Here is a 23,893-nt window from a genome sequence, read left to right as displayed (position 1 = left end):
CTGCGGTTGATAAGTTCACGGGAGCCATTAACAGCTCCCGGATGCACTTATCAGCGCATTATGCGTTCTCGTCTTCTACATCATCGTCTTCAGCTGCAGCATCGTCTTCCGGTGCGTTCAGTGCTGCGTTTTCATCGCCGCCCTCTTCACCTTCCAATGACTCGCCATCAAGGATGTCATCATCCTCTTCCGGTTCGGCGACACGTTGCAGACCGACCACATGCTCATCTTCAGCAGTACGGATCAGCGTGACGCCTTGGGTGTTACGACCCACAACGCTCACTTCTGAAACACGGGTACGAACCAAAGTACCGGCATCAGTAATCATCATGATCTGATCGGTTGGTGCAACCTGAACGGCACCGACAACCTTACCATTACGTTCACTGACTTTAATGGAGATAACCCCCTGAGTCGCACGGGACTTGGTTGGGTACTCTTCCACTGCGGTACGTTTACCGTAACCATTTTCAGTCACAGTCAGGATTTCACCATCACCACGCGGGATAATCAGGGAGATAACCCGATCATCGCCATTGAGGTTGATACCACGAACACCCGTCGCAGTACGGCCCATCGAGCGGACCTGCGTTTCTGGGAAGCGAACCACTTTGCCTAATGCGGAGAACAGCATAACTTCATTGCTGCCATCGGTCAGATCCACACCAATCAGCTCATCGCCTTCATTTAGATTGACGGCAATAATACCGGCACTGCGTGGGCGGCTGAACTCAGTCAAGGCCGTTTTTTTCACAGTACCGCTAGCGGTTGCCATGAAGATGTGGCGGCCTTCTTCATATTCCCGCACTGGCAGAATGGCGGTAATACGCTCATTCGGCTCAAGCGGCAACAAGTTGACGATTGGACGACCACGCGCCCCACGGCTGGCCTCAGGCAACTGATAGACCTTCATCCAGTAGAGACGACCACGGCTAGAGAAGCACAAAATAGTGTCGTGGGTATTGGCAACCAACAGGCGATCAATGAAGTCTTCTTCTTTGATACGCGCAGCTGACTTACCTTTACCGCCACGGCGCTGAGCTTCGTAATCCGTCAGCGGTTGGTATTTGACGTAGCCCTGATGGGACAGCGTCACAACCACATCTTCCTGATTAATCAGATCTTCGATGTTGATATCAGAGGTGTTGGCCGTGATTTCAGTACGACGAGCATCGTTATATTGCTCTTTAATCGCCACCAACTCTTCGCGGATCACTTCCATCAGGCGCTCTGGGTTATCCAGAATAAAGATCAGCTCAGCAATAGCGGTCAGCAGCTCTTTATACTCATCCAGCAGTTTTTCGTGCTCCAGACCGGTCAGTTTCTGCAAACGCAGATCCAAAATGGCCTGAGCTTGTTGCTCGGTGAGGTAATATTTGCCGTCACGGATACCGAACTCTTCTTCCAGCCATTCAGGGCGGGCAGCATCACCACCGGCACGTTCCAGCATGGCAGCAACGTTACCTAACTCCCACGGACTGGCAATCAAGCCGGCTTTCGCTTCCGCAGGGGTCGCCGCACGACGAATCAATTCGATAATCGGATCGATGTTAGCCAAGGCAATGGCCAGCGCTTCCAGGATATGTGCGCGGTCACGGGCTTTACGCAACTCAAAAATGGTCCGGCGCGTGACCACTTCACGGCGGTGGCGCACAAAGGCAACCAGAATGTCTTTCAGGTTCAGCAATTTAGGCTGTCCTTGAGACAGAGCCACCATATTGATACCGAAAGTCACCTGCAATTGCGTCAGCGAGTAGAGGTTGTTGAGTACCACTTCGCCGACGGCATCACGTTTGATTTCAATCACGATACGCATGCCGTCTTTATCAGACTCATCACGCAACGCACTGATGCCTTCAACTCGTTTTTCTTTAACCAGCTCGGCGATTTTTTCAATCAACCGCGCCTTATTCACCTGATACGGGATCTCGTGAATAATAATGGTTTCACGGCCAGTTTTAGCGTCAGCTTCTACTTCACCACGAGCACGGATATACACCTTGCCACGGCCAGTACGATAAGCTTCTTCAATACCACGGCGACCATTGATAATGGCGGCTGTTGGGAAGTCTGGCCCCGGAATATATTCCATCAGCCCTTCGATGCTGATGTTTTCATCTTCGATATAGGCCAAACAGCCATCAATAACCTCAGAAAGGTTATGTGGCGGAATATTGGTTGCCATCCCAACGGCAATACCTGACGAACCGTTAACCAAAAGGTTAGGGATGCGCGTTGGCATTACAGCAGGAATTTGCTCGGTGCCATCGTAGTTCGGCACATAGTCGACGGTATCTTTTTCTAAATCCGCTAACAATTCGTGAGCAATTTTAGACATACGGATTTCGGTATAACGCATCGCCGCGGCGGAGTCGCCATCAACGGAACCGAAGTTACCCTGCCCATCCACCAGCATATAGCGCAGTGAAAACGGCTGGGCCATACGCACTATTGTGTCGTAGACCGCGCTGTCACCATGCGGGTGATATTTACCGATAACGTCCCCAACTACACGGGCCGATTTTTTATATGGTTTATTCCAGTCATTGCCCAGTACATTCATCGCGAACAGTACGCGACGGTGAACCGGCTTCAGTCCATCCCGGACATCTGGTAAAGCACGTCCGACAATAACGGACATCGCATAATCCAGATAGGAGCTTTTCAGCTCTTCCTCGATGTTGACCGGTGTTATTTCTCTGGCAAGGTCGCTCATTGAGCCGCTATCCCTCTACTAATTACCGGATTTAAAGGTACGAAACTATATCACAAAACCCCAATTTTGGCGAAACTACATTGCGCTTAAGTCTTAGACACAAAACTGCGCCAATTGATGGGGAACATGTATAATCCGCGCAAAGAAACAGAACAGTGAGAACTCTTCATGCGTGTAGATACCACAGCCCCCCAACACAATGTCGACGAGCAAGAAATCGCTAAATTTGAAGCGGTTGCCTCCCGCTGGTGGGATTTGGAAGGTGAGTTTAAGCCACTCCATCGCATTAATCCCCTGCGTCTCGATTATATTTTGCAGCGCTCAGGCGGCATTTTCGATAAAAATGTGCTGGACGTCGGTTGCGGCGGCGGCATTCTAGCAGAAAGCATGGCACAGGAAGGTGCACAGGTCACCGGGTTGGATATGGGCTATGAACCGCTACAAGTGGCACGGCTGCATGCGCTTGAAACGGGTGTCAAACTGGATTATGTGCAGGAAACCGTTGAAAGCCATGCGCAAAAATTCCCACAACATTACGATGTAGTGACCTGCATGGAGATGCTCGAGCACGTTCCTGATCCAGCCTCGGTGATCCGTGCCTGTGCGCAATTGGTCAAACCTGGCGGGCATGTTTTCTTCTCAACTATTAACCGCAATACCAAATCCTGGTTGATGGCCGTGGTCGGCGCGGAATATGTTTTGAAGATGGTGCCGAAAGGTACCCATGATTCGAAAAAATTTATTCGCCCATCAGAACTTATCGGCTGGGTCGATCAAACCCCGCTGCGCGAACGCCACATTATCGGGCTGCATTACAATCCGATAACAGACCATTTCAAGTTGGGTCGCAACGTTGATGTGAATTATATGGTGCATACTCAACGAGATACAGAGTAATCACCTTAGTCATTGGCGTTGTGCTGTCTTGCTACTGCGCCAATGACTTCTGCACGAAACTGCACCTGAGTGGCCTCAGCCTGCACCAATTTGTGACTTTATACGCCGTCAATCGAGAAAATGGGCAGAAACGGTTTTTTTAAACAAAAAAAGCGATAAGTTATGCTGTTTTTTCTTAATGTTTAATAAACCGGCAAACGATCAAATTTTTAAGATTTTCAGTAAAATCTTATCCCCTAGATTGGCAGTAGGTGAGCCCCAGTAATGACGCAGCCTGAGGGCCGTTTGTAACAATTCACCCCCAAGTTATCCACACAATTGTCCGATCTTGTTCACTTGCTAAAAGACACAATACTCACTATCTTGTTATCTAACCAACACCCACCCCCTATATATTGTGTTTACATACTGAACAATGACACTACTCACTGCCTGAAAATGCAGCGTGGCGTTTGCTTGGCTTACAGAGTGTAAACACACGGAAGGTAAAAGATCACATGAACCAAAGCCTACTTGTTACTAAACGCGATGGCACTAAAGAACGCATCAATCTGGATAAAATCCACCGGGTCATCGACTGGGCCGCGGAAGGTTTACATAACGTCTCGGTATCTCAAGTAGAATTGCGTTCACACATTCAGTTTTATGATGGTATTAAGACTGCCGATATCCATGAAACCATCATCAAAGCTGCGGCTGATCTTATCTCCCGTGATGCACCAGATTATCAGTACTTGGCCGCTCGTTTGGCGATTTTCCACCTGCGTAAAAAGGCTTACGGCCAGTTTGAGCCACCAAAACTTTTCGCCCATGTGACGAAAATGGTGGATATGGGCAAATACGACAAACATCTGCTGGAAGATTACACCGCAGAAGAGTTCGAACAGATGGACACTTTCATCGACCATTGGCGCGATATGAACTTCTCCTACGCTGCGGTTAAGCAGTTGGAAGGCAAATATCTGGTGCAGAACCGTGTGAGCGGCGAGATCTATGAAAGTGCCCAATTCCTGTACATGCTGGTTTCCGCTTGCCTGTTCTCTAGCTACCCGCGTGAAACTCGGATGGATTACATCAAGCGTTTCTATGATGCCATTTCGACCTTTAAAATCTCGCTGCCAACACCAATTATGTCCGGTGTTCGTACCCCTACGCGCCAGTTCAGCTCTTGCGTGTTGATCGAGTGTGGTGACAGTCTGGATTCGATCAACGCCACCTCCAGCGCCATTGTGAAATATGTGTCACAACGTGCCGGTATCGGTATCAATGCAGGCCGTATCCGTGCGCTGGGTAGCCCAATTCGTGGCGGTGAAGCCTTCCACACCGGTTGTATTCCGTTCTACAAACACTTCCAGACCGCCGTAAAATCCTGCTCACAGGGCGGAGTTCGTGGCGGTGCGGCCACCTTGTTCTACCCAATGTGGCATTTGGAAGTTGAAAGCCTGCTGGTGCTGAAAAACAACCGTGGCGTTGAAGGCAACCGCGTGCGTCATATGGATTACGGCGTACAAATCAACAAACTGATGTATCAACGTCTGCTGAAAGGTGAAGACATCACCCTGTTCAGCCCGTCAGATGTGCCGGGGCTGTATGATGCGTTCTTCGCTGATCAGGATGAGTTTGAGCGCCTTTATGTCAAATATGAGCAAGACAGCAGCATCCGTAAACAGCGTGTAAAAGCGGTTGAGCTATTCTCTCTGATGATGCAAGAACGCGCTTCTACAGGCCGCATCTATATTCAGAACGTGGATCACTGCAACACCCATAGCCCATTTGACCCAAAAATTGCACCGGTACGTCAGTCAAATCTGTGTCTGGAAATTGCTTTACCAACCAAGCCGTTGAATGACATCAACGACGAAAATGGCGAAATCGCACTCTGTACCTTGTCGGCGTTCAACCTCGGTGCCATTGATAGCCTTGATGATTTAGAAGACTTGGCGGTGCTGGCAGTACGTGCGCTGGATGCTCTGCTCGATTATCAAGACTACCCGATTGCCGCAGCACAACGTGGTGCAATGGGCCGTCGTACCTTGGGTATTGGCGTGATTAACTTTGCTTATTATCTGGCGAAGAATGGCGTGCGTTACTCCGATGGCAGCGCTAACAACCTGACTCACCGCACTTTTGAAGCGATTCAGTACTATCTGTTGAAAGCTTCAAACGCGCTGGCCCGTGAACAAGGTGCTTGCCAGTGGTTCAACGAAACCACCTATTCACAAGGTATTCTGCCGATCGATACCTATAAGAAAGATTTGGATGCTATCAGCGACGAACCTTTGCATTACGACTGGGAAACGCTGCGGAAAGAGATTCAGACCCACGGCCTGCGTAACTCCACGCTGTCGGCGCTGATGCCTTCTGAGACGTCATCGCAGATCTCCAATGCCACCAATGGTATCGAACCACCACGTGGTTACGTCAGTATCAAAGCCTCTAAAGATGGTATTCTGCGTCAGGTTGTTCCTGAATATGAGCGCCTGAAAGATGCTTACGAACTGCTGTGGGATATGCCAAATAACGACGGTTACTTGCAATTGGTTGGCTTGATGCAGAAATTCGTCGATCAGGCGATATCGGCAAATACCAATTACGACCCAACCCGCTTCCCATCAGGCAAAGTGCCGATGAAGCAGTTGCTGAAAGATTTGCTGACCACCTACAAATTTGGTGTGAAGACCCTTTACTATCAAAACACCCGTGACGGTGCTGATGATGTGCAGGAAGATATTCAAAGCCAACCGGGTGATGACGACTGCGAAGGCGGTGCATGTAAGATCTGATTTAGCAGTCAGGCCCTCCCCCAGTTGATGCCAGCTTTATCACGCGGCAAGCTGGGGGATGATTAATTTTGTTATTTATACCAATAACTTGGTGTTGCAGTTAACCCCCGTGCGTCGCCAAGTAAGAAGGTATAAAGGGCTTATTTTTATTTGCCCTTCGCTTGTCCCCTGAGGAAATCATGGCCTATACCACTTTTTCACAAAATAAAAACAACCAGTTACTCGAACCCATGTTCTTGGGTCAATGCGTCAACGTGGCGCGTTTCGATCAGCAAAAACACCCTATTTTCGAAAAACTGATTGAGAAACAGCTCTCTTTCTTCTGGCGTCCAGAAGAGATCGACGTCTCACGCGATCGTATCGATTACAACGCATTGCCCGATCACGAAAAACATATTTTTATTAGTAACCTGAAATATCAAACCTTGCTGGACTCCATTCAGGGCCGTAGCCCTAACGTCGCCTTGTTGCCGCTGATCTCGATCCCTGAGCTGGAAACCTGGGTAGAAACCTGGTCGTTCTCTGAAACTATTCACTCCCGCTCTTATACGCATATCATCCGCAATATCGTTAACGATCCAGCGATTGTTTTCGATGATATCGTGACCAACGAAGAGATCCTCAAACGCGCGAAAGATATCTCGGCGTATTATGACGATTTGATTGAAATGACCAGCTACTACCATCTGCTGGGCGAAGGCACTCATCAGGTCAACGGCAAAACCGTGGTCGTCAACCTGCGTGAGCTGAAGAAACAGCTTTATCTGTGCCTGATGAGCGTGAATGCGCTGGAGGCGATCCGCTTCTATGTCAGCTTCGCCTGCTCATTTGCGTTTGCTGAACGCGAACTGATGGAAGGCAACGCCAAAATCATCAAAATGATCGCTCGCGATGAAGCACTGCACCTAACTGGCACCCAGCACATTCTTAATTTGATGCGCGCTGGTGAAGATGATCCGGAAATGGCTGAAATTGCTGAAGAGTGTCAGCAACAGTGCTACGACCTATTCGTTTTGGCCGCGCAACAAGAGAAAGAGTGGGCAGAGTACCTGTTCCGCGACGGTTCCATGATTGGGTTGAACAAAGAGATTCTGTGCCAATACGTTGAATATATTACCAATATCCGCATGCAGGCCGTCGGTCTGGGTGTGCCATTTAATACCCGCACCAACCCGATTCCCTGGATCAACTCTTGGCTGGTCTCCGATAACGTGCAAGTGGCCCCGCAAGAAGTTGAAGTCAGCTCCTACCTGGTCGGTCAGATTGATTCCGAAATCAGTGCTGACGACCTGAGTGATTTCGAGCTGTAATTGATGACGTCTATTGTGAAGTTGAGCACCACCGGTGCTCAACTCAACCGCCCCGCTAATAGCCGCAATTTGCTGGAAACACTCGAGCACCATCAAATACAGATTGAGTACCAATGCCGCTCTGGTTATTGCGGCTCTTGCCGCCTGCGCTTACTCAAAGGTGAAGTTTGCTATTCACAGCAACCTCTGGCGTTTATTCAACCCAACGAAATCCTGCCTTGCTGCTGCCAGCCATTGGGTGATATTGAGATCGAGCTTTAACCCCAAAGATCCCTACGGGTCTTTCAGGTCGTTGACCACATTGATTAGCGAGGAAATGTATCGACTAGGCCGTAACGGCGTAAGCCGTCGGAGTGCCCATCGGTGCAATCGCCCCGCCAGCCGCTAAGCCGCCATAGGCCTCAACGTTCCTCTTCAACTTGCTGATTGCGCACTCAAAATATAAGCTTGAGTTATTCCTCATCGGAATACTTCGGATTTCACCTATAATCAAACTTTGGGTTGTATGCTATCTTAAGTGCGGCATTACCTGAAAAATCATAGGGATAAAAGATGAACAAAAATAGAATCATGGTAGCCTGCTTGTTAGTGGCAGCATCGGCTAGCGCGATGGCAGAGACGCCACAACCGCTTAATCAACAGCAGCCATTAGAAAAAATCGCGCCTTATCCAGCGGCTGAAAAAGGCATGACCCGCCAGGTCATTTTCCTTGATCCACAAAAAGATGAATCACGCTTCAAAGTGGAATTACTGATCGGAAAAACCCTGGAAGTTGACTGCAATCGCCATATGCTCGGTGGTCAGTTGGAAACCAGAACCTTGTCTGGCTGGGGCTTTGACTATCTGGTGATGGATAAAATCTCAGAACCCGCCTCCACCATGATGGCGTGCCCAGATAATAGCCGTCACCCACAATTTATCGCCGCCAATCTCGGTGATGCCGCCATGCAGCGCTATAACAGCCGCTTGCCGATTGTGGTTTATGTGCCACAAGGCGTAGACGTGAAATACCGGATTTGGGAAGCGGGCAAAGAAGTGAGAAACGCGCAGGTGAAGTAACCCTCCGCTGAGTTATTTAGTCTGACCTCATGAAAAATACCCATTCAGCTGAGTGGGTAGTAAAGCTTTCAGGTTGTTATGCCGAATAAGTAGCCATTCGAAATAGATAAGGACTAACAAGGGCCTGCCGTCAATGTAGGGGCAACAAGTTGCGCTGTTTTAGCTGGCACAAAAACACTCTCATAGTCACGGATTGAACGATCAAAATCTGCCGTGATATTAATCAGCTGCCCCATATCGTCATGGGTAAATGGGCTATCAGATAACATAGCGTCTGCCTCCGCAAAAATAAAATCCTTCGCATCAAGGTGCTCGACATCCAACCCATCCAGATAGGCCAGCTCAATACTATGCCCTTCAGGGCCTTGCGCCGCTGATTTGATATCCACTCCTTGAATCAGAGCCAATCCATTAATAACCATCGAACGCCGTTTTGTTAGCGTTAACTCACTGAAATTACGAATACCCACGGCGCTCAAATCAATTTTATCAATACCGGCGCGGAATCCTCGAACCGCATTGCCATACTCCAATTTTCCCTGCTGAGACATCACAACATAGATGCTGGGTTTGGCATTATCTCGCTGATAGACTTTACCCGATAATGCGGCAACCATTTTATTATCAACGAAGGATAAGCTGACACCGCCCCCACCGCCATTGAGCATAATACCCGATGGTTTCGCTGCTGCGGATGTATCTAGCACGATAGGAGCCGCTTTTGGACCCTCGATCCTCATGCGGCTGTCAAAATAACCCGCGGGAGGGGCAAAGGTATCCTCAAAGTGAAAATGGTGTGCCTTAAGTGCCGTAACCTGCCTATCTTTGATAATAATATGCTGATTATCAGCCAGTTGAACCTTCACATCCTTCTCGGCTTGTATCAACTGCACTGTATCGAACCGCTGATCCGCAAAGCCCACCAATTGGATGAGTTCCCCTTTATCAGCATCAAAGTTCACAATCCAGTCACTGCCATTAGCGCGTTGGCGCACCACAAAAATCTCTTTTCCTACCCCACCTTCCAACAGGTTTATCCCACGCCCACCATCAAGCACACTATGCTGCTTACCCGCCGTTAAAGTATCGTTGCCATCACCACCCATCAGATTATGAATATGCTCGGGGGAACGGATCGTCAGTGGAGTACCGCCAAGACTTGCCTTTCCAGTCAGTAAATTGACCTTCACATCACCGGACATTGCCGCCGCATTCAAGGTATTGCGGCCTCCGGCAACGCCATCAATAACATCGTCGAGAATTGCCCGTGCTGGCAGTTGCGCGACCAGCGCGGTAAACTCATCGGTATAAAAGTAAGTATCATCATGACTAATCTGGCTGCCAAATAACCGTAATGACCATTTTTTCAGTTCAACAGGCAAACCGTTTTGGCTATTTCTAACCATCAAGCGCCACTGACCGCCAGACTGTTCGCCCCGATGATGCGTCGACATAAAGGTATGGTTAAAATCGCCGCTGATCTGGCTGCCAGTGTCGACATCGACATCACCATGATCATCACTGTCAGTCGTTTTTTTCCCTGCACGATCAAGCAGAATGCTTTTAGTGCCATTCGGGGAGATAAGTGTCAGAGTCAGATCCCCTAAACGCCCCACATTGGCACTGAAATCCACTTCAACCTGTTCAATGTCAAAATCGAGATTGTCACTCAGCACTATCGATGTCTCTCTCGCCATTCCAGCAGAGAGTGGTCCTCGCGCTCCAAATCTATGGCGAGCTTCCAAAACCTGTTGATTTGCATTGGTCTTCTGAACAGTCCAGCTTTCCGCCAAGCGCACGGCTGCCCGCGCATCCACTACACCAAAACCATAATCATGACTCACATGCATACCGCCGCCATTCCAATTCTTGGCGCGATTTATGCGCCACTGAGTCGCAGTATCGTCAACCCGGCGTGCCGATAACGCGAGGATCGTCTGCACATCCCGAAACCCAAGATTCGGATTGGCCTGAAGCATCAGCGCCGCAATACCTGAAACTATCGGCGCAGCAAAGCTGGTCCCTTGTTCGTGGCTGTATTGGGCTCCGAATACGGCCCCGCGCTCGGTCGTGATCTGGTGGCTGCTGGAAAGAATATGGCTACCTGGGGCTGAAATCAGCAAGCTGGCTCCCGTGTTTGAAAAAGGCTCTGAGTGCGCACGTAATGTGGAAAGATCCGCTTTGGCATTCATCGCCCCCACTTGAATACCAAAGCGGGAATTGCTCATCAAGGATCCTTGAGTGCTACCGCCCTGCTCACGTTGATTGCCGCCGGAGGTCACAATAATAGTGCCTAATCCCCCGCGGCCATTAGCCGCAGCATAGTGCAACGTCGTATTGAGTATATTGGCGAGATTAATCATTCCGCTGGAGACATTACTGATGGCAAACTCATGCTTGAAGCCCCAGCTATGGTTCACAACGTCATAGCTGGACATCTTACCCAAGGTGGTCAGATCCGCACCATTATTGCTCAGATAGTGACCGCCCAGTGTCGCGTCATAAGCGACACCCACACCACCCACCTGATTTTTAGCCGCCACCATCACGCCAGCCACCATAGAAGCATGATTTGAAATAGCTTCAGGCAGTACTCCAGTATTCTGTTGTGTGGCGAGCCAATGGGGATCGACGTTCGCGACTAAATCGGGGTGCTGGATATCAAAAATCTCTGGGACAGTGGCGAATTGGCCGCCTGGCTCAAACTGACCAATGCGTACGCCTTTGCCGGTATAATCCTGCCAAACAGGGATCACATTGATATCGTTGAGATAAGTTTGCTTGATAAGTAGGGGATCGTTAGGAATATCAGCGCTGCGCATGACGACGGTGGCCCGCATCGTTGTTGACTCTCCGCTGGGTAAATTCATAACGAAAAGTGCGGGGTCTCCTGTGGTACTTTTTACTTCATATTTAAAACTCATCACTCCTGTGAATGTGCTATCCGGCATGAATAGCACATCACCATCATCCTTAAGCTGAACAGTGCCGCCGATAGCGTCACTGACGTTGGCGATGACCAGTTTCGTCTCATTATTAAAGCGAAAATCATTCCCCAGCACCGCTTGTGCCGGAATATTTGTATCCAGAAAGCGGCTAATGGGTGAGCCATCACCATAAATTAAAATATCATTGAGCGGGATAATCCTATTTTCGCCCAGCGCGACCGCTGAGATATCGGCAAAATTCAGTTTTTGAATATTCTTCAAGGTCAGGGTGCCATCACGATCCGCGACCTTATCCTTCACCTGATAACCGCCTTTCGTACGAGTCATGGTGTAATCCGCATAGCTGCCATGCAACGCCACCACATTAATACCTCCCCCGCCATCAATCAGCGCATCTCCTTTACCCGCCACAATCACATCATCGCTCTTATTGCCATAAATGCGATCGGTACCCCCTCCGGCGTGGATAATGCTGCCTTGCTCGGAAGCATAAATGATATCGCCTTGTGATCCGGCGTAAATCACCGCTTTGCCACTGCCGCCGACAATGCGGTTCTTGCCGCCACCACCACTCAACACGTCATTGCCACCCCCACCGACCAGTGTGCTATTACCCTTACCGCCCTTAATAAACACGCCACTATCGCCACCACTAAGAATGATGTCATCGCCGTCTCCCCCCTGAGCAATGGTGATGCCACTGTGCGCCATATTCAGTGCAACGGCCTTATCACCCGTGATCAGGACAGTATCTGTTCCGCCGTTCCCTTGAATATTGTTGGGATCATCACTGGCACTGATAACAAACACATCATTGCCTGACTTGCCCTTATAAGTATTGCTGCCACCGCGCCCCACCAGCCAACTGCCCGCCGCACTGGCCGTTAAGATGTCATCCTTGTTGCCACCATAAATATTGTTCACCGCTAACACATCGGCAAACAGCTTTGCTTTTTTATTACTGAGTTGAACATAGGCAGTGGTCGTCACATCTCCGATGACAGAACGGATAAATGCGCCATTATTGTCACGTTTGGTGATCGTGTTGCTCACGGGTGAACTGATAAAATTCACCGCCAGTACCTCTCGGGGCTTGCCATTCATCATAAAAATACTGCGAGCCATGACTCTGTTGCCATTGCGAATATCATTGTCTATTGCACTCGCATCAACATTGATTTGCGAAATACGCCAGTGATGTAGCGTCCTCAGTTCCCCCCGATCAACGATGCCATTACCTGAACTGTCATACCAAACACGCAACTTATGCCAGACAGGATCACCTTTATCAATCACACCATTACCATCACTGTCTTCACTGGCCAACGCGGCAAATCCATCCTGATAACGCCTTTCTCCCGGCTGACCCTCCACACCGGTGGCCCCCGCATAATATTCCGAATACATCTGGCTGATATTTTCGATTTTCCCGCTGCCGTTATCGATAACCAGCATGCCGGTATCTGGCCCTGCCCAGCCAGTACGTTTTAAGGTACCGCTATTATCGCTATCAAATAATACGCCATCCCTCAGGCCACTGATCTTCACGCCGCGACCCGATAGATCCAGCAATAGCGGATCAACATAGGTATTCATGGTGGTTTGTGCTGACAGCCCATTTAGCGTGGCCGCATCAAATAAGCCCGTCTCCGGCAATAGATAATAGGGGCGTTCAAGATAGTATTCAGATAAATAGCGGCTGGGCTGTGTATTGGGATCTAACTGAATTTCGCCGGGGCGAATTCCCCCCGAGGCCATGCTCCCCATCTGTACCGAGGCAAAATCGGTTTTATCCAGTGTGCCGTCGGTAAAAGATAAACTGTGGGTGGGCTTATTCACCAAATAACCATTAGCCACATCACGTCGTGCTTGATCTTCATCGGTAATACGCTGTGTCGCAAGTGGCGATGGAGTAATGCTGATGTCGATATTGCACTGCTGGGTTGAAACTGGGGGGGCTTCATCAGAGGTAAAGAGCTGGTTACCTAAGGCGCTTGCGACTGCGCCAAGGTTATCGATGTCCGAAACGGTCTTCAGCCAGATACGAATCTCTGGCTGATCTACCGCTTCCGAAGTCGATAATTTGTCAAACATGTACTTGGTGGTGTAATAAGAGAGCCATATCTCTTTAGCTGGCTTCCCTGCTGCATTCAATGTGTCCTGCCAATATCCTTCCCGAAAATTTTCTGGCATCACCTTTAAAACCGGATTCAGTGTCCAGGCCTCTGGGGGTAACCCATATTTATTAAGCACTATATAGTGGAATTTTTCTGCCTGCTTATGGTTGATATCACCGTAAATAGTACCTGTACGACTGTCTAACCTGCTTTGCAGCATATCAAGATAGCCAAGTGCCATATCATAGCGAATATTAATAAGCTGCACTTCCGTTATCGGCTGATTATGGCCGCCAGCAACGCTCTTTAAGTAGCTAATCGCTATTTCGCCGGCGATAGAGTTCCCATTAACTACGCCATTAGCCAATATTGCATAACGATCACCCTTCGTGATTAAAAAATCATACATCGGGCCAGGGTTCTTACTTTCTTTGTGAGATTCCAATATTTCTCTGGCACATTTCAAATCAGCAGTATTAAGCTGCAATTTACCAAGATTACTTTTTTTCTCTAGCATAATTATCTTCCTTAGCGTTTAATATGCGATAAAAGAAACTGTTGGGTGTTACTGACAATCATTTTCCATTGCGGTAGTTTTTCAGGTGTAAAAGTAACTTCAACCAACGCGCCTATTTCTGGCATCACAAAAATGGCATCACACATATAATATCTTTTCTCCAACGGGAGCCAGACACAATCAAATACCACCGGCACTCGCCCCTCGACCTCAGCCCAGTAATAACCATTAATATCCTCATCAAACCAATAGGGATCATTTTTATCCTGTGGTTCAGGCCGAATTAGCTTTTTGGTTACCTTGACAAAAAAAAGCCCTAATTTATCAATATAAACAACCGGATCAAATGCCTTATCCTTCCGTTTTTTAAGGTAGAACTCACGCTTATAGGTAATATCCATATCGGGTCGCCTTAAGGGTTCGACAGTGATGGTTAAACCTTCAAACTCTAGCATCTGTTTATACCAAACCTCCTTATCTCCCGGTTGCATATCCGGCCAATGGGTTATCATGGGTAATGAAACGAAATTAGCATCGCAACCTTTTTTATTATTAACAAAATCAGGGTCCCAGGCACTGGCTCCTTCATATTCTGCCCAGTAAATAATATAGCTATTAGGCACTTCCATGACATGACCATTAAACTTGCCGCAGACAAAACCCGGCCGATTCTCAGCAGAACTGAGTGGTGACATCATCATGAAAAACACTATTAAATAGCTCAACAGAGTTTTATTTTTTGATGAAGATAGTATATTCACCTCAGGAGACATCATTATCTTCCTTAACGTTTAATATGCGATAAAAGAAACTGTTGGGTATTACTGACAATCTTTTTCCATTGAGGCAATTTTTCAGGTGTGAAAATAACTTCAACAAGCGCGCCTATTTCCGGCATCACAAACAGAGCAATACAATAAAAATCTCTTTTTTCTAATGGATGCCATTCACAACTAAATATGACGGGGATCCGTCCGTTAACTTCTGGCCAATAATAACCATTAATATCCTCATCAAACCAATAAGGCCAATAGGGATCATTTTTATCTGGACGTTCAGAACGCATTAACTTCGTAGTAACTTTGACGAAAAACATTTCTAAATCATCGAGGTAAATTACAGGGTCTATTTTTTTATCTTTTCTTTCTTCGAGATAAAAATCACGCTTATAGGTAATATCAACATCGGGTCGCCTTAACGGTTCGAGGCTGATGGCTAATCCTTCAAATTCCAACTTTTGATCATACCATTTTGACTGATTACCCGGCTTCATCTCTGGCCAACTGGTTATCATGGGTAAAGATACAAAATTAGCATCACAGCCTTTCTTATTTTTGGTAAAACCCGGTGTCCAAGAGCTTTTCCCTTCATACTCTGCCCAATAAATAATGTACTCTTCCGGCACTTCTATGACATGACCATTAAACTTGCCGCAGACAAAACCCGGCCGATTCTCAGCAGAACTGAGTGGTGACATCATCATGAAAAACACTATTGCCAACACTATTAAATAGCTCGACAGAGTTTTATTTTTTGATGAAGAGAGTATATTCACCTCAGGAGACATCATTATCTTCCTTAACGTTTAATATGCGATAAAAGAAACTGCTGGGTGTTACTGACAATCTTTCTCCATTGAGGCAACTTCTCGGGTGTAAATTTCACCTCAACACGCGCACCTATTTCCGACATCACAAACAGAGCAATACAATAAAAATCTCTTTTCTCCAATGGATGCCATTCGCAACTAAATATGACGGGGATCCGTCCGTTAACTTCTGGCCAATAATAACCATTAATATCCTCATCAAACCAATAAGGCCAATAGGGATCATTTTTATCTGGGCGCTCAGAACGCATTAACTTCGTAGTGACTTTGACGAAAAACATTTCTAAATCATCTAGGTAAATTACAGGGTCTATTTCTTTATCTTTTCGTTTTTCGAGATAAAAATCACGCATATAGGTAATATCGACATCGGGTCTCATTAATGGCTTAGCACTTATTTTTAGTCCTTCAAAACGCATCTTCTGAACATACCATTTTGACTGATTACCTGGCTGCATATCCGGCCAACTGGTTATCATGGGTAAAGACATAAAATTAGCATCACAGCCTTTTTTATTTTTGGTAAAACCCGGTGTCCAAGAGCTTTTCCCTTCATACTCTGCCCAATAAATAATGTACTCTTCCGGCACTTCCATGACATGACCATTAAACTTGCCGCAGACAAAACCCGGCCGGTTATCAGCAGAACTGAGTGGTGACATCATCATAAAAAACACTATTGCCAACACTATTAAATAGCTCGACAGAGTTTTATTTTTTGATGAAGAGAGTATATTCATCTCAGGAGACATCATTATCTTCCTTAACGTTTAATATGCGATAAAAGAAACTGCTGGGTGTTACTGACAATCATTTTCCATTGTGGTAGTTTTTCGATGGTAAAAGTGACTTCAACCAGTGAACCTATTTCCGACATAACAAAAATGGCATCACAGATATAATATCTTTTCTCCAATGGGAGCCACATACAATCAAAAACCACGGGGACTCCACCATCAGTTTCTTGCCAATAATAACCATTAATCTTCTCATCAAACCGATAAGGATCATTTTTTTCTACCGGCGGGAAACGAGGTATTTTTCTGGTCATTTTTACAAAAAACAGTCCTAATTCATCAATATAAATAATCGGATCAAATGTTTTATCTTTTCGGGGGGTAAGATAAAAATCACGCATATAGGTAATATCCATATCGGGTCGCCTTAATGGCTCAACACTTATGGCTAACCCCTCATACCTTAGTCCCTGTACATACCACTTCTCCTGATCTCCGGGCTGCATATCCGGCCAACGGGTTATCATCGGCAACACCACAAAATTAGCATCGCAACCTTTTTTATTATTAATAAAATCAGGGTCCCAGGCACTGGCCCCTTCATATTCTGCCCAGTAAATAATATAGCTATTAGGCACTTCCATGACATGACCATTAAACTTGCCGCAGACAAAACCCGGCCGATTATCAGCAAAAACAGACTGTAATAATAATAAAAATAAAACAATAATTAATACCAATGAATCAAATAAATATTTAAAACAGAAATACCACCCAAATAATATAATCAGCATAATCACACCCTGACTTAAAATAAAAATGTATCGTGGAAATAAAATCAAGGCAAGGCAAGACCGCTAAGTTATTAATATGCAATTTCAGCTAGCGTGAAAACAAAAAAGTACAGTCGATAAATAATGAATTGGATTTATTTAATATGTGAATACATTTCAAGATAAAAGGCGTGATTTAAATTCGACGCCTTTATATTAAGGTAGGGTTATTTCTTTAACGGTAAAATGTCAATGACTTCTAGCCAGCCGTGTTGACCACAGACAGGGCTGCCTCTTAACCAACGGCGCAACATATCCAGCGCCAGCATAGCACTGCTTTCCTGACGAATCCGCAAACCATGGCGGCTGGCCTGATAACGCACTGTTTGAGCGAACGTCCCCTCAGGGGTATGCAGCGCCACGCTCAGGCAATCATTTTGCATCGCACTCACTGCCAATACCAACTGAGCGCCACACAGCATTGATAATGATTGCGCGCGGTTGGCTACCTCGGCTAATGACTCCTGACAATGCGCCGGCAGCAGTTCACCACCCACCAGCGGTACAGCTGCGCTCTGCAACTGCCAGTGCATCAATCCGCCAGTAAATTGCTCACTGACGGCCAGCAACAAGCCGCGCTGTGTCAATTGTTCGGCCAACCATGCCGGTAAGCCCTGAGTGCCTTCAAATATCGTGCTATCGCCTGCAACCGCCCTGACCTGCTGCCACACCTGTTCCATCGCGGGACGTGCAGAAGCTGGCCCAGTCAACTTCAACTCAATAATGGGTGCAGAGGAACGATAACCCAGCACCACGCCTGCCGGCAGTGGTAGCGGATCCAGCTCTAGCGCCAGATCACTTTCAGAGCGGCCAAAGGTGGTCATTCGTAAGCACAATGGCGGTTCGGCGACATCAAAGTGTTGGCGTAAACGCGGCATAATCTGCTGTTCTACCATCACTTTAAATTCTGACGGCACGCCAGGGGTGAAAAACATCAGGCATTTATTCAGCTGTAACGCAAAACCACAGGCAGTACCGACTGGGTTATCCAGCATCTCGGCATTGGCCGGAATATGAGCCTGCTTGCGGTTGGTCGCTGACATCACCCGACCACGCTCATGAAAGAAAGCCTCCATGCGCGCAATCCATTCCGGATGCTCAATCAGCTCTGTTCCGGCGGCACGGGCAGCGGCCAAGGCACTCAGATCATCACTGGTTGGCCCAAGCCCCCCATTCACAATCAACACATCGGCAACTTGGCTACGCTCCGTCAGCACCTCAATAAGTGCTGAGAGTGAGTCACCGACAGTTTCCCTGCTACTGATAGGCAAACCCTGATTAAACAAATAATCCGCCAGCCAAGCCGCGTTGGTATCAATAATCTGCCCATGCAGCACTTCATCGCCAGTGCTCAACATCTCCACTCTGATCATTTTATTCTCCGTTGGTGCCCATGCGTTGGTACCCATATTAGTTACTTTATGAATCCCGTCACTTAAACACAATCATTTCCCGTAGGGAGAATAAGTAACCACTATAAAATCAAACCGTTGACAAACTTTCCCGCCCCGCACATCGTAACGATATATTTACACCGATCGTAACGACGATTTGACACAAACAGGCCAATCCACTACCCTGCTGCACTCAATAATTCCAATAAATTGTCATGTAGTAGAGGAAAGCGTGAAGAATCGCACTCTGGGCAGTATATTTATCGTTGCAGGGACCACTATTGGTGCAGGCATGTTGGCAATGCCACTGGCGGCTGCCGGGGTCGGTTTTGGCGTCACCCTTGCCTTGCTAATTTCTCTTTGGGTATTAATGTGTTACACCGCCTTGCTGTTAGTAGAAGTTTATCAGCATGAAGCAGCAGATACCGGACTGGGAACCTTAGCGAAGCGCTATCTTGGCAATCGGGGGCAGTGGCTTACCGGTTTCAGCATGATGTTTTTGATGTATGCGCTGACGGCGGCTTATATCAGCGGTGCCGGTGAGTTGCTAGCCACCAGTATCAGTCAATGGACCCAGCAGTCGTTTCCAACCTCACTGGGCGTATTGCTGTTCACGTTAGTTGCCGGTGGCGTCGTTTGTATCGGCACCCATTCAGTCGACCTATTCAACCGCATTTTATTTAGCGCCAAAATTATCTTTTTGATTGTGATGCTGGCACTGATGATGCCGCATATCGAAAAAACTAACTTACTGACGTTGCCGTTGGAGCAGGGGCTGGCGCTCTCTGCGATTCCGGTGATTTTTACCTCATTTGGCTTCCACGGCAGTGTGCCGAGCATCGTCAATTATATGGGTGGCAATATTCGTAAGCTGCGTTGGGTGTTTATTATCGGCAGCGCCATTCCGCTAATCGCTTATATTTTTTGGCAGTTAACCACTCTCGGGGCCATCTCTTCCCAGACCTTTGTCGGCATTCTGGCGCAGCAAGCTGGGCTGAATGGCTTATTACAGGCAGTGCGCGATGTGGTCGCCTCGCCACACGTTGAGCTGGCGGTTCACCTGTTTGCCGATTTAGCGCTGGCGACCTCCTTCCTCGGGGTAGCATTGGGGCTGTTTGATTATCTGGCCGATCTGTTTAAGCGCCGTAATTCTGTGCGCGGTCGCCTGCAAACGGGCGCAATTACGTTTACCCCTCCTCTACTGTTCGCGCTGTTTTACCCACGCGGTTTTATTATGGCGCTGGGTTTTGCCGCTGTTGCGTTGTCGGTATTAGCTTTAATTCTGCCGGCAATGCTGGCGTGGAAGGCACGTAATATCCATCAGGGAAGTTATCGGGTCTGGGGCGGAAAACCCGCACTGGCCGCGGTGTTTGCCTGCGGCGTCGTGGTGATTGGTATTCAGGTAGGGATTGTCACCGGCGCATTACCGGCCGTCGGATAATTCAGGCCGCAAATAAAAGGGTGCATATCCAGTCAGGAATGCGCCCTTTTATTTAATCAAAAATGACCAATATATTAGCCAAGCTCGCAGGTAGGCAGCAAGCGAACGCATCCCGATGAGCTGACCCAAGTCAGTGATTCGGCTAAGTGAGCGTAGCTAACACCCCTGCGGCGCCAGGTCGCAGGATATTAGCCAAAGTCATTGGGGTCGCAGGTAGGCAGCAAGCGAACGCATCCCGATGAGCTGACCTAAGTCAGTGATTCGGCTAAGTGAGCGTAGCTAACACCCCTGCGGCGCCAGGTCGCAGGATATTAGCCAAAGTCATTGGGGTCGCAGGTAGGCAGCAAGCGAACGCATCCCGATGAGCTGACCCAAGTCAGTGATTCGGGTAAGTGAGCGTAGCTAACACCCCTGCGGCGCCAAGGACGCAGGATAATTAAAAGTTAAGACCAGCGCCGATATACACCCCATCCGCTACACGATTATCCCGCTTCCCTTCTTTACCTTCCATATTGATGTAGCGATAGCCGACATCTACGGTCAGTGGACGGAATACATTCCAACGCAAGCCGCCGTTGGCTTCGCTATAGGATTTCATGCCGCTGGTCAGCTCTTCAGGGGCGAAATAGCCCTCACCGTACAGGGTGAATGATTTGTTGATTGGGTAAGTTAGCCCGCCACCAATCGCGATGGCACCGCCATTGCTGCCATCTTCCGGTGACATATAGATGCCTTTGCCACCGACGGTCGCCATCATTGGGCCAATAGGGAGATTGAAGCCCAGCCCCAATCCATAGATGTCACCGTCATGATCACTGCGCGCCCAGTTACCACTGATCGCCAATCCGCCAGTATTGGTCCCCATACCAAAACCTAAGTTGGTGTAATCACGCCCTGTTTCGGCGTTAAAACTCACAGCACTGGCGGAACCCGCCACAAACAGCAAGCTAGCTGCACACGCGATCAAATGCTTATTCATATTTTTCTCTCATTATTCGTGATGTCACCCGTGAGCAGATTGCGGCAAACAGGTTTCCCTGCGTCGAGTTTAACCGAAAAAAACACCATAAATACACGTAAAAAACGATTAAATAACACAGCATTTCAAATGATTGTAAATATCCATTCAATTGAAGCCCTTTATGTTAGCAATGGTAATGATAAGGCGTACCTATTTGCTGAATGCAGTCAATAAGGCTACAACTAGTGTGGAGATCAAAGAATAAGCCGCTGTTGTTGTTTAAATTATTATCTTGTCAATCAGGCTTTTGGCGAAATGTCATGCTTTTAAGCACCCGAAAAGTCAGTCAATTCAATAGCATTAATGGAGAGAATGATGAGCAAAAAGAAAGGGTTAACTACCGCAGCGGGCGCACCCGTTGTTGATAATAATAATGTCGTCACTGCTGGCCGCCGCGGCCCCATGCTGCTGCAAGATGTATGGTTCCTGGAAAAACTGGCCCATTTTGATCGCGAAGTGATCCCTGAGCGCCGCATGCATGCTAAAGGCTCCGGTGCCTACGGTACTTTTACCGTCACCCATGACATCACCCAATATACCCGTGCAAAAATTTTCTCCGAAGTGGGCAAACAGACTGAAATGTTTGTCCGCTTCTCAACAGTGGCCGGTGAGCGTGGTGCTGCCGATGCGGAACGTGATATTCGTGGCTTCGCCATGAAATATTACACCGAGGAGGGTAACTGGGATTTGGTCGGTAATGACACCCCCGTGTTCTATTTACGTGACCCGCTGAAATTCCCTGACCTGAACCACGTAGTGAAACGCGATCCACGCACCAACCTGCGTAACCCTACCTATAAGTGGGATTTCTTCTCCCAACTGCCCGAATCGTTGCATCAGCTCACCATCGATTTCAGTGACCGTGGCCTGCCAAAATCTTATCGTCACATGCACGGTTTCGGCAGCCATACCTTCAGCTTTATCAATGCCAACAATGAGCGTTTTTGGGTTAAATTCCATTTCCGCTGCCAGCAAGGCATTGAAAATCTAATGGATGATGAAGCTGAAAAACTGGTCGGGGCTGACCGAGAAAGTTCTCAGCGTGATCTGTACGAAGCCATTGAGCGCGGTGATTTCCCGCGTTGGAATCTACAAATTCAGGTGATGCCAGAGCACGAAGCATCCCAAACCCCGTATAACCCATTCGATCTGACCAAAGTGTGGCCGCACGGTGATTACCCACTGATTGACGTCGGTTTCTTTGAGCTAAACCGCAATCCAGAAAACTACTTTGCCGAAGTTGAGCAATCCTCATTCAACCCAGCCAACGTGGTGCCAGGAGTGAGTTTCTCCCCTGACCGCATGTTGCAGGGCCGCCTGTTCTCTTACGGTGATGCCGCGCGCTATCGTTTAGGTGTGAACCATCATCAGATCCCGGTGAACAGTGCCAAATGTCCGTTCCATAATTATCATCGTGATGGCGCGATGCGTGTGGATGGTAACAGTGGTAATGGCGCGACTTACGAGCCAAACAGTTTTGGTTTGTTCCAGGAGCAACCTGATTTCAGCGAACCACCATTAACATTGGAAGGTGCTGCTGATCACTGGAATCACCGCGAAGATACCGATTACTTCTCACAGCCACGGGCGCTGTTTAATCTGCTGAGTGCAGAAGAGCATCAGCGGATGTTCGCCCGTATTGCCGGTGAGTTGTCACAGGTTCCAGAGGAGATTCAACGCCGTCAAGTTGCGTTGTTTAGTCAGGTTCATCCGGATTATGGTGATGGGGTGAGGAAGGCGCTGGGATTAAATTAAGGTTTTGGCTTATTTGCCCCTCGAATGAGGGGTTTTTTTATTGGATCAGGGTTCGGTTGATATTCGACTCAATCATCCGGTTCGGTTGATATTCGACCCAATCATCCGGTTCGGTTGATATTCGATCTCGTGCTCTGGTTCGGTTGATATTCGACCCAATCATCCGGTTCGGTTGATATTCGACTCAATCATCCGGTTCGGTTGATATTCGACCCAATCATCCGGTTCGGTTGATATTCGACTCAATCATCCGGTTCGGTTGATATTCGACCCAATCATCCGGTTCGGTTGATATTCGGTCTCGTGCTCTGGTTCGGTTGTTAAAGCTTCAGTGCGTACCTTACCTCCGATGCCCCAACCGCCAAAGGGGGCAGCGGCCCCCTTGTGGAATCCCGCGCTTCGCACGTATCGCTTGCCCACTTCGTGGGTGCCCTCAATCATCGTTCCGGCTGACGGACCGGGCCGATTCACTCCTGTTCAAGCGGCCCTCGCTCGGCATCCATGCCTCGCGTCCTACCTCCACTCTTCACTCGGCAGCTCAAATGTGCTTTTGACTTTGAGCGCAATCAGGAATATTACCGACAAAGATTGCAGGCCGAATGAGCCGCATGGACGCGGCGAAAGGGGCTGTCGAGCTGGGAGCGAGTCAGCCCCGGTTCGAACAGCCGGCAAGCTGCCGGAGGGCACTGCGACAGCAGTAATATTTCGCGCAAGCCGCAGGTGCAGGAGGGCCGGCCTGCCCTCCTGCTCGGTTGA

15 protein-coding genes are annotated in these 23,893 nt (G+C 48.2%); 7 read left to right on the top strand and 8 right to left on the bottom strand.

Annotation, left to right across the window (positions count from 1 at the left end; genetic code table 11):
- Window positions 1–58: 58 nt before the first annotated feature.
- Window positions 59–2,716 (bottom strand): DNA topoisomerase (ATP-hydrolyzing) subunit A, encoded by a 2,658-nt coding sequence (gyrA, locus tag ACZ76_RS15740; protein WP_048619766.1) that lies wholly within the window; start codon window positions 2,714–2,716, stop codon window positions 59–61.
- 168 nt (window positions 2,717–2,884) lie between these two features.
- Here gyrA and ubiG point away from each other — a divergent pair, with 168 nt between their 5' ends.
- From ubiG to eco, 5 genes are all read left to right on the top strand, one after another.
- On the top strand, window positions 2,885–3,613 hold the full coding sequence (gene ubiG, locus ACZ76_RS15735; RefSeq protein ID WP_048619765.1) for a bifunctional 2-polyprenyl-6-hydroxyphenol methylase/3-demethylubiquinol 3-O-methyltransferase UbiG: 729 nt from the start codon (window positions 2,885–2,887) through the stop codon (window positions 3,611–3,613).
- A gap of 497 nt (window positions 3,614–4,110) precedes the next feature.
- A complete protein-coding gene (gene nrdA / locus ACZ76_RS15730; RefSeq protein ID WP_048619764.1) occupies window positions 4,111–6,396 on the top strand; it encodes a class 1a ribonucleoside-diphosphate reductase subunit alpha in 2,286 nt (761 codons plus the stop codon).
- Between the two features lie 179 nt (window positions 6,397–6,575).
- The gene (gene nrdB / locus ACZ76_RS15725) at window positions 6,576–7,706 is read left to right on the top strand and encodes a class Ia ribonucleoside-diphosphate reductase subunit beta (RefSeq protein ID WP_048619763.1); all 1,131 of its coding nucleotides are present in this window, start codon (window positions 6,576–6,578) and stop codon (window positions 7,704–7,706) included.
- A gap of 3 nt (window positions 7,707–7,709) precedes the next feature.
- Window positions 7,710–7,967, top strand: a complete 258-nt coding sequence (gene yfaE, locus ACZ76_RS15720; protein WP_048619762.1) for a class I ribonucleotide reductase maintenance protein YfaE — start codon at window positions 7,710–7,712, stop codon at window positions 7,965–7,967.
- 291 nt (window positions 7,968–8,258) lie between these two features.
- Window positions 8,259–8,765, top strand: coding sequence for a serine protease inhibitor ecotin (gene eco / locus ACZ76_RS15715; RefSeq protein WP_048619761.1), 507 nt, complete (start codon window positions 8,259–8,261; stop codon window positions 8,763–8,765).
- Between the two features lie 113 nt (window positions 8,766–8,878).
- Here eco and ACZ76_RS15710 read toward each other — a convergent pair whose 3' ends face one another.
- The 6 genes from ACZ76_RS15710 to ACZ76_RS15685 form a co-directional block, all read right to left on the bottom strand.
- Entirely contained in the window at window positions 8,879–14,347 is a 5,469-nt protein-coding gene (locus ACZ76_RS15710) for a S8 family serine peptidase (RefSeq protein WP_048619760.1), read from the bottom strand.
- 11 nt (window positions 14,348–14,358) lie between these two features.
- Window positions 14,359–15,048 carry a hypothetical protein gene (locus tag ACZ76_RS15705; RefSeq protein ID WP_162489044.1) on the bottom strand — a complete coding sequence of 230 codons (690 nt, stop codon included), beginning with the start codon at window positions 15,046–15,048 and terminating at the stop codon, window positions 14,359–14,361.
- Between the two features lie 83 nt (window positions 15,049–15,131).
- Window positions 15,132–15,830, bottom strand: coding sequence for a hypothetical protein (locus ACZ76_RS15700; RefSeq protein WP_048620329.1), 699 nt, complete (start codon window positions 15,828–15,830; stop codon window positions 15,132–15,134).
- 95 nt (window positions 15,831–15,925) lie between these two features.
- Window positions 15,926–16,624: a hypothetical protein gene (locus tag ACZ76_RS15695; protein WP_412179163.1), complete on the bottom strand. Its 699-nt coding sequence runs from the start codon at window positions 16,622–16,624 to the stop codon at window positions 15,926–15,928.
- Window positions 16,625–16,719: 95 nt separating this feature from the next.
- Window positions 16,720–17,487, bottom strand: coding sequence for a hypothetical protein (locus ACZ76_RS15690; RefSeq protein ID WP_048619758.1), 768 nt, complete (start codon window positions 17,485–17,487; stop codon window positions 16,720–16,722).
- 206 nt (window positions 17,488–17,693) lie between these two features.
- Complete coding sequence (locus ACZ76_RS15685; RefSeq protein WP_048619757.1) at window positions 17,694–18,899, bottom strand: nicotinamide mononucleotide deamidase-related protein YfaY; 1,206 nt, start codon at window positions 18,897–18,899, stop codon at window positions 17,694–17,696.
- A 253-nt stretch (window positions 18,900–19,152) separates the two neighbouring features.
- Here ACZ76_RS15685 and tyrP point away from each other — a divergent pair, with 253 nt between their 5' ends.
- On the top strand, window positions 19,153–20,361 hold the full coding sequence (gene tyrP / locus ACZ76_RS15680) for a tyrosine transporter TyrP (protein WP_048619756.1): 1,209 nt from the start codon (window positions 19,153–19,155) through the stop codon (window positions 20,359–20,361).
- 436 nt (window positions 20,362–20,797) lie between these two features.
- On the opposite strand, the gene ACZ76_RS15675 is transcribed toward tyrP, so the two are convergent.
- Entirely contained in the window at window positions 20,798–21,340 is a 543-nt protein-coding gene (locus tag ACZ76_RS15675; RefSeq protein WP_048619755.1) for a YfaZ family protein, read from the bottom strand.
- A gap of 357 nt (window positions 21,341–21,697) precedes the next feature.
- Between ACZ76_RS15675 and ACZ76_RS15670 the strand changes: the two genes are divergently transcribed.
- Window positions 21,698–23,137 carry a catalase gene (locus tag ACZ76_RS15670; protein WP_172684452.1) on the top strand — a complete coding sequence of 480 codons (1,440 nt, stop codon included), beginning with the start codon at window positions 21,698–21,700 and terminating at the stop codon, window positions 23,135–23,137.
- The last annotated feature ends 756 nt before the right edge of the window (window positions 23,138–23,893 follow it).

Source organism: Yersinia aleksiciae (assembly GCF_001047675.1).
Classification (GTDB): domain Bacteria; phylum Pseudomonadota; class Gammaproteobacteria; order Enterobacterales; family Enterobacteriaceae; genus Yersinia; species Yersinia aleksiciae.
This window is presented reverse-complemented; position numbering and strand designations above follow the sequence as displayed.

What these genes read in the sequence shown, in the direction of transcription:
- gyrA (WP_048619766.1), bottom strand. Translation starts at nt 2,716, where the DNA reads ATGAGCGACCTTGCCAGAGAAATAACACCGGTCAACATCGAGGAAGAG.
- ubiG (WP_048619765.1), top strand. Translation starts at nt 2,885, where the DNA reads ATGCGTGTAGATACCACAGCCCCCCAACACAATGTCGACGAGCAAGAA.
- nrdA (WP_048619764.1), top strand. Translation starts at nt 4,111, where the DNA reads ATGAACCAAAGCCTACTTGTTACTAAACGCGATGGCACTAAAGAACGC.
- nrdB (WP_048619763.1), top strand. Translation starts at nt 6,576, where the DNA reads ATGGCCTATACCACTTTTTCACAAAATAAAAACAACCAGTTACTCGAA.
- yfaE (WP_048619762.1), top strand. Translation starts at nt 7,710, where the DNA reads ATGACGTCTATTGTGAAGTTGAGCACCACCGGTGCTCAACTCAACCGC.
- eco (WP_048619761.1), top strand. Translation starts at nt 8,259, where the DNA reads ATGAACAAAAATAGAATCATGGTAGCCTGCTTGTTAGTGGCAGCATCG.
- ACZ76_RS15710 (WP_048619760.1), bottom strand. Translation starts at nt 14,347, where the DNA reads ATGCTAGAGAAAAAAAGTAATCTTGGTAAATTGCAGCTTAATACTGCT.
- ACZ76_RS15705 (WP_162489044.1), bottom strand. Translation starts at nt 15,048, where the DNA reads ATGATGATGTCACCACTCAGTTCTGCTGAGAATCGGCCGGGTTTTGTC.
- ACZ76_RS15700 (WP_048620329.1), bottom strand. Translation starts at nt 15,830, where the DNA reads ATGATGATGTCACCACTCAGTTCTGCTGAGAATCGGCCGGGTTTTGTC.
- ACZ76_RS15695 (WP_412179163.1), bottom strand. Translation starts at nt 16,624, where the DNA reads ATGATGATGTCACCACTCAGTTCTGCTGATAACCGGCCGGGTTTTGTC.
- ACZ76_RS15690 (WP_048619758.1), bottom strand. Translation starts at nt 17,487, where the DNA reads ATGCTGATTATATTATTTGGGTGGTATTTCTGTTTTAAATATTTATTT.
- ACZ76_RS15685 (WP_048619757.1), bottom strand. Translation starts at nt 18,899, where the DNA reads ATGATCAGAGTGGAGATGTTGAGCACTGGCGATGAAGTGCTGCATGGG.
- ACZ76_RS15675 (WP_048619755.1), bottom strand. Translation starts at nt 21,340, where the DNA reads ATGAATAAGCATTTGATCGCGTGTGCAGCTAGCTTGCTGTTTGTGGCG.
- ACZ76_RS15670 (WP_172684452.1), top strand. Translation starts at nt 21,698, where the DNA reads ATGAGCAAAAAGAAAGGGTTAACTACCGCAGCGGGCGCACCCGTTGTT.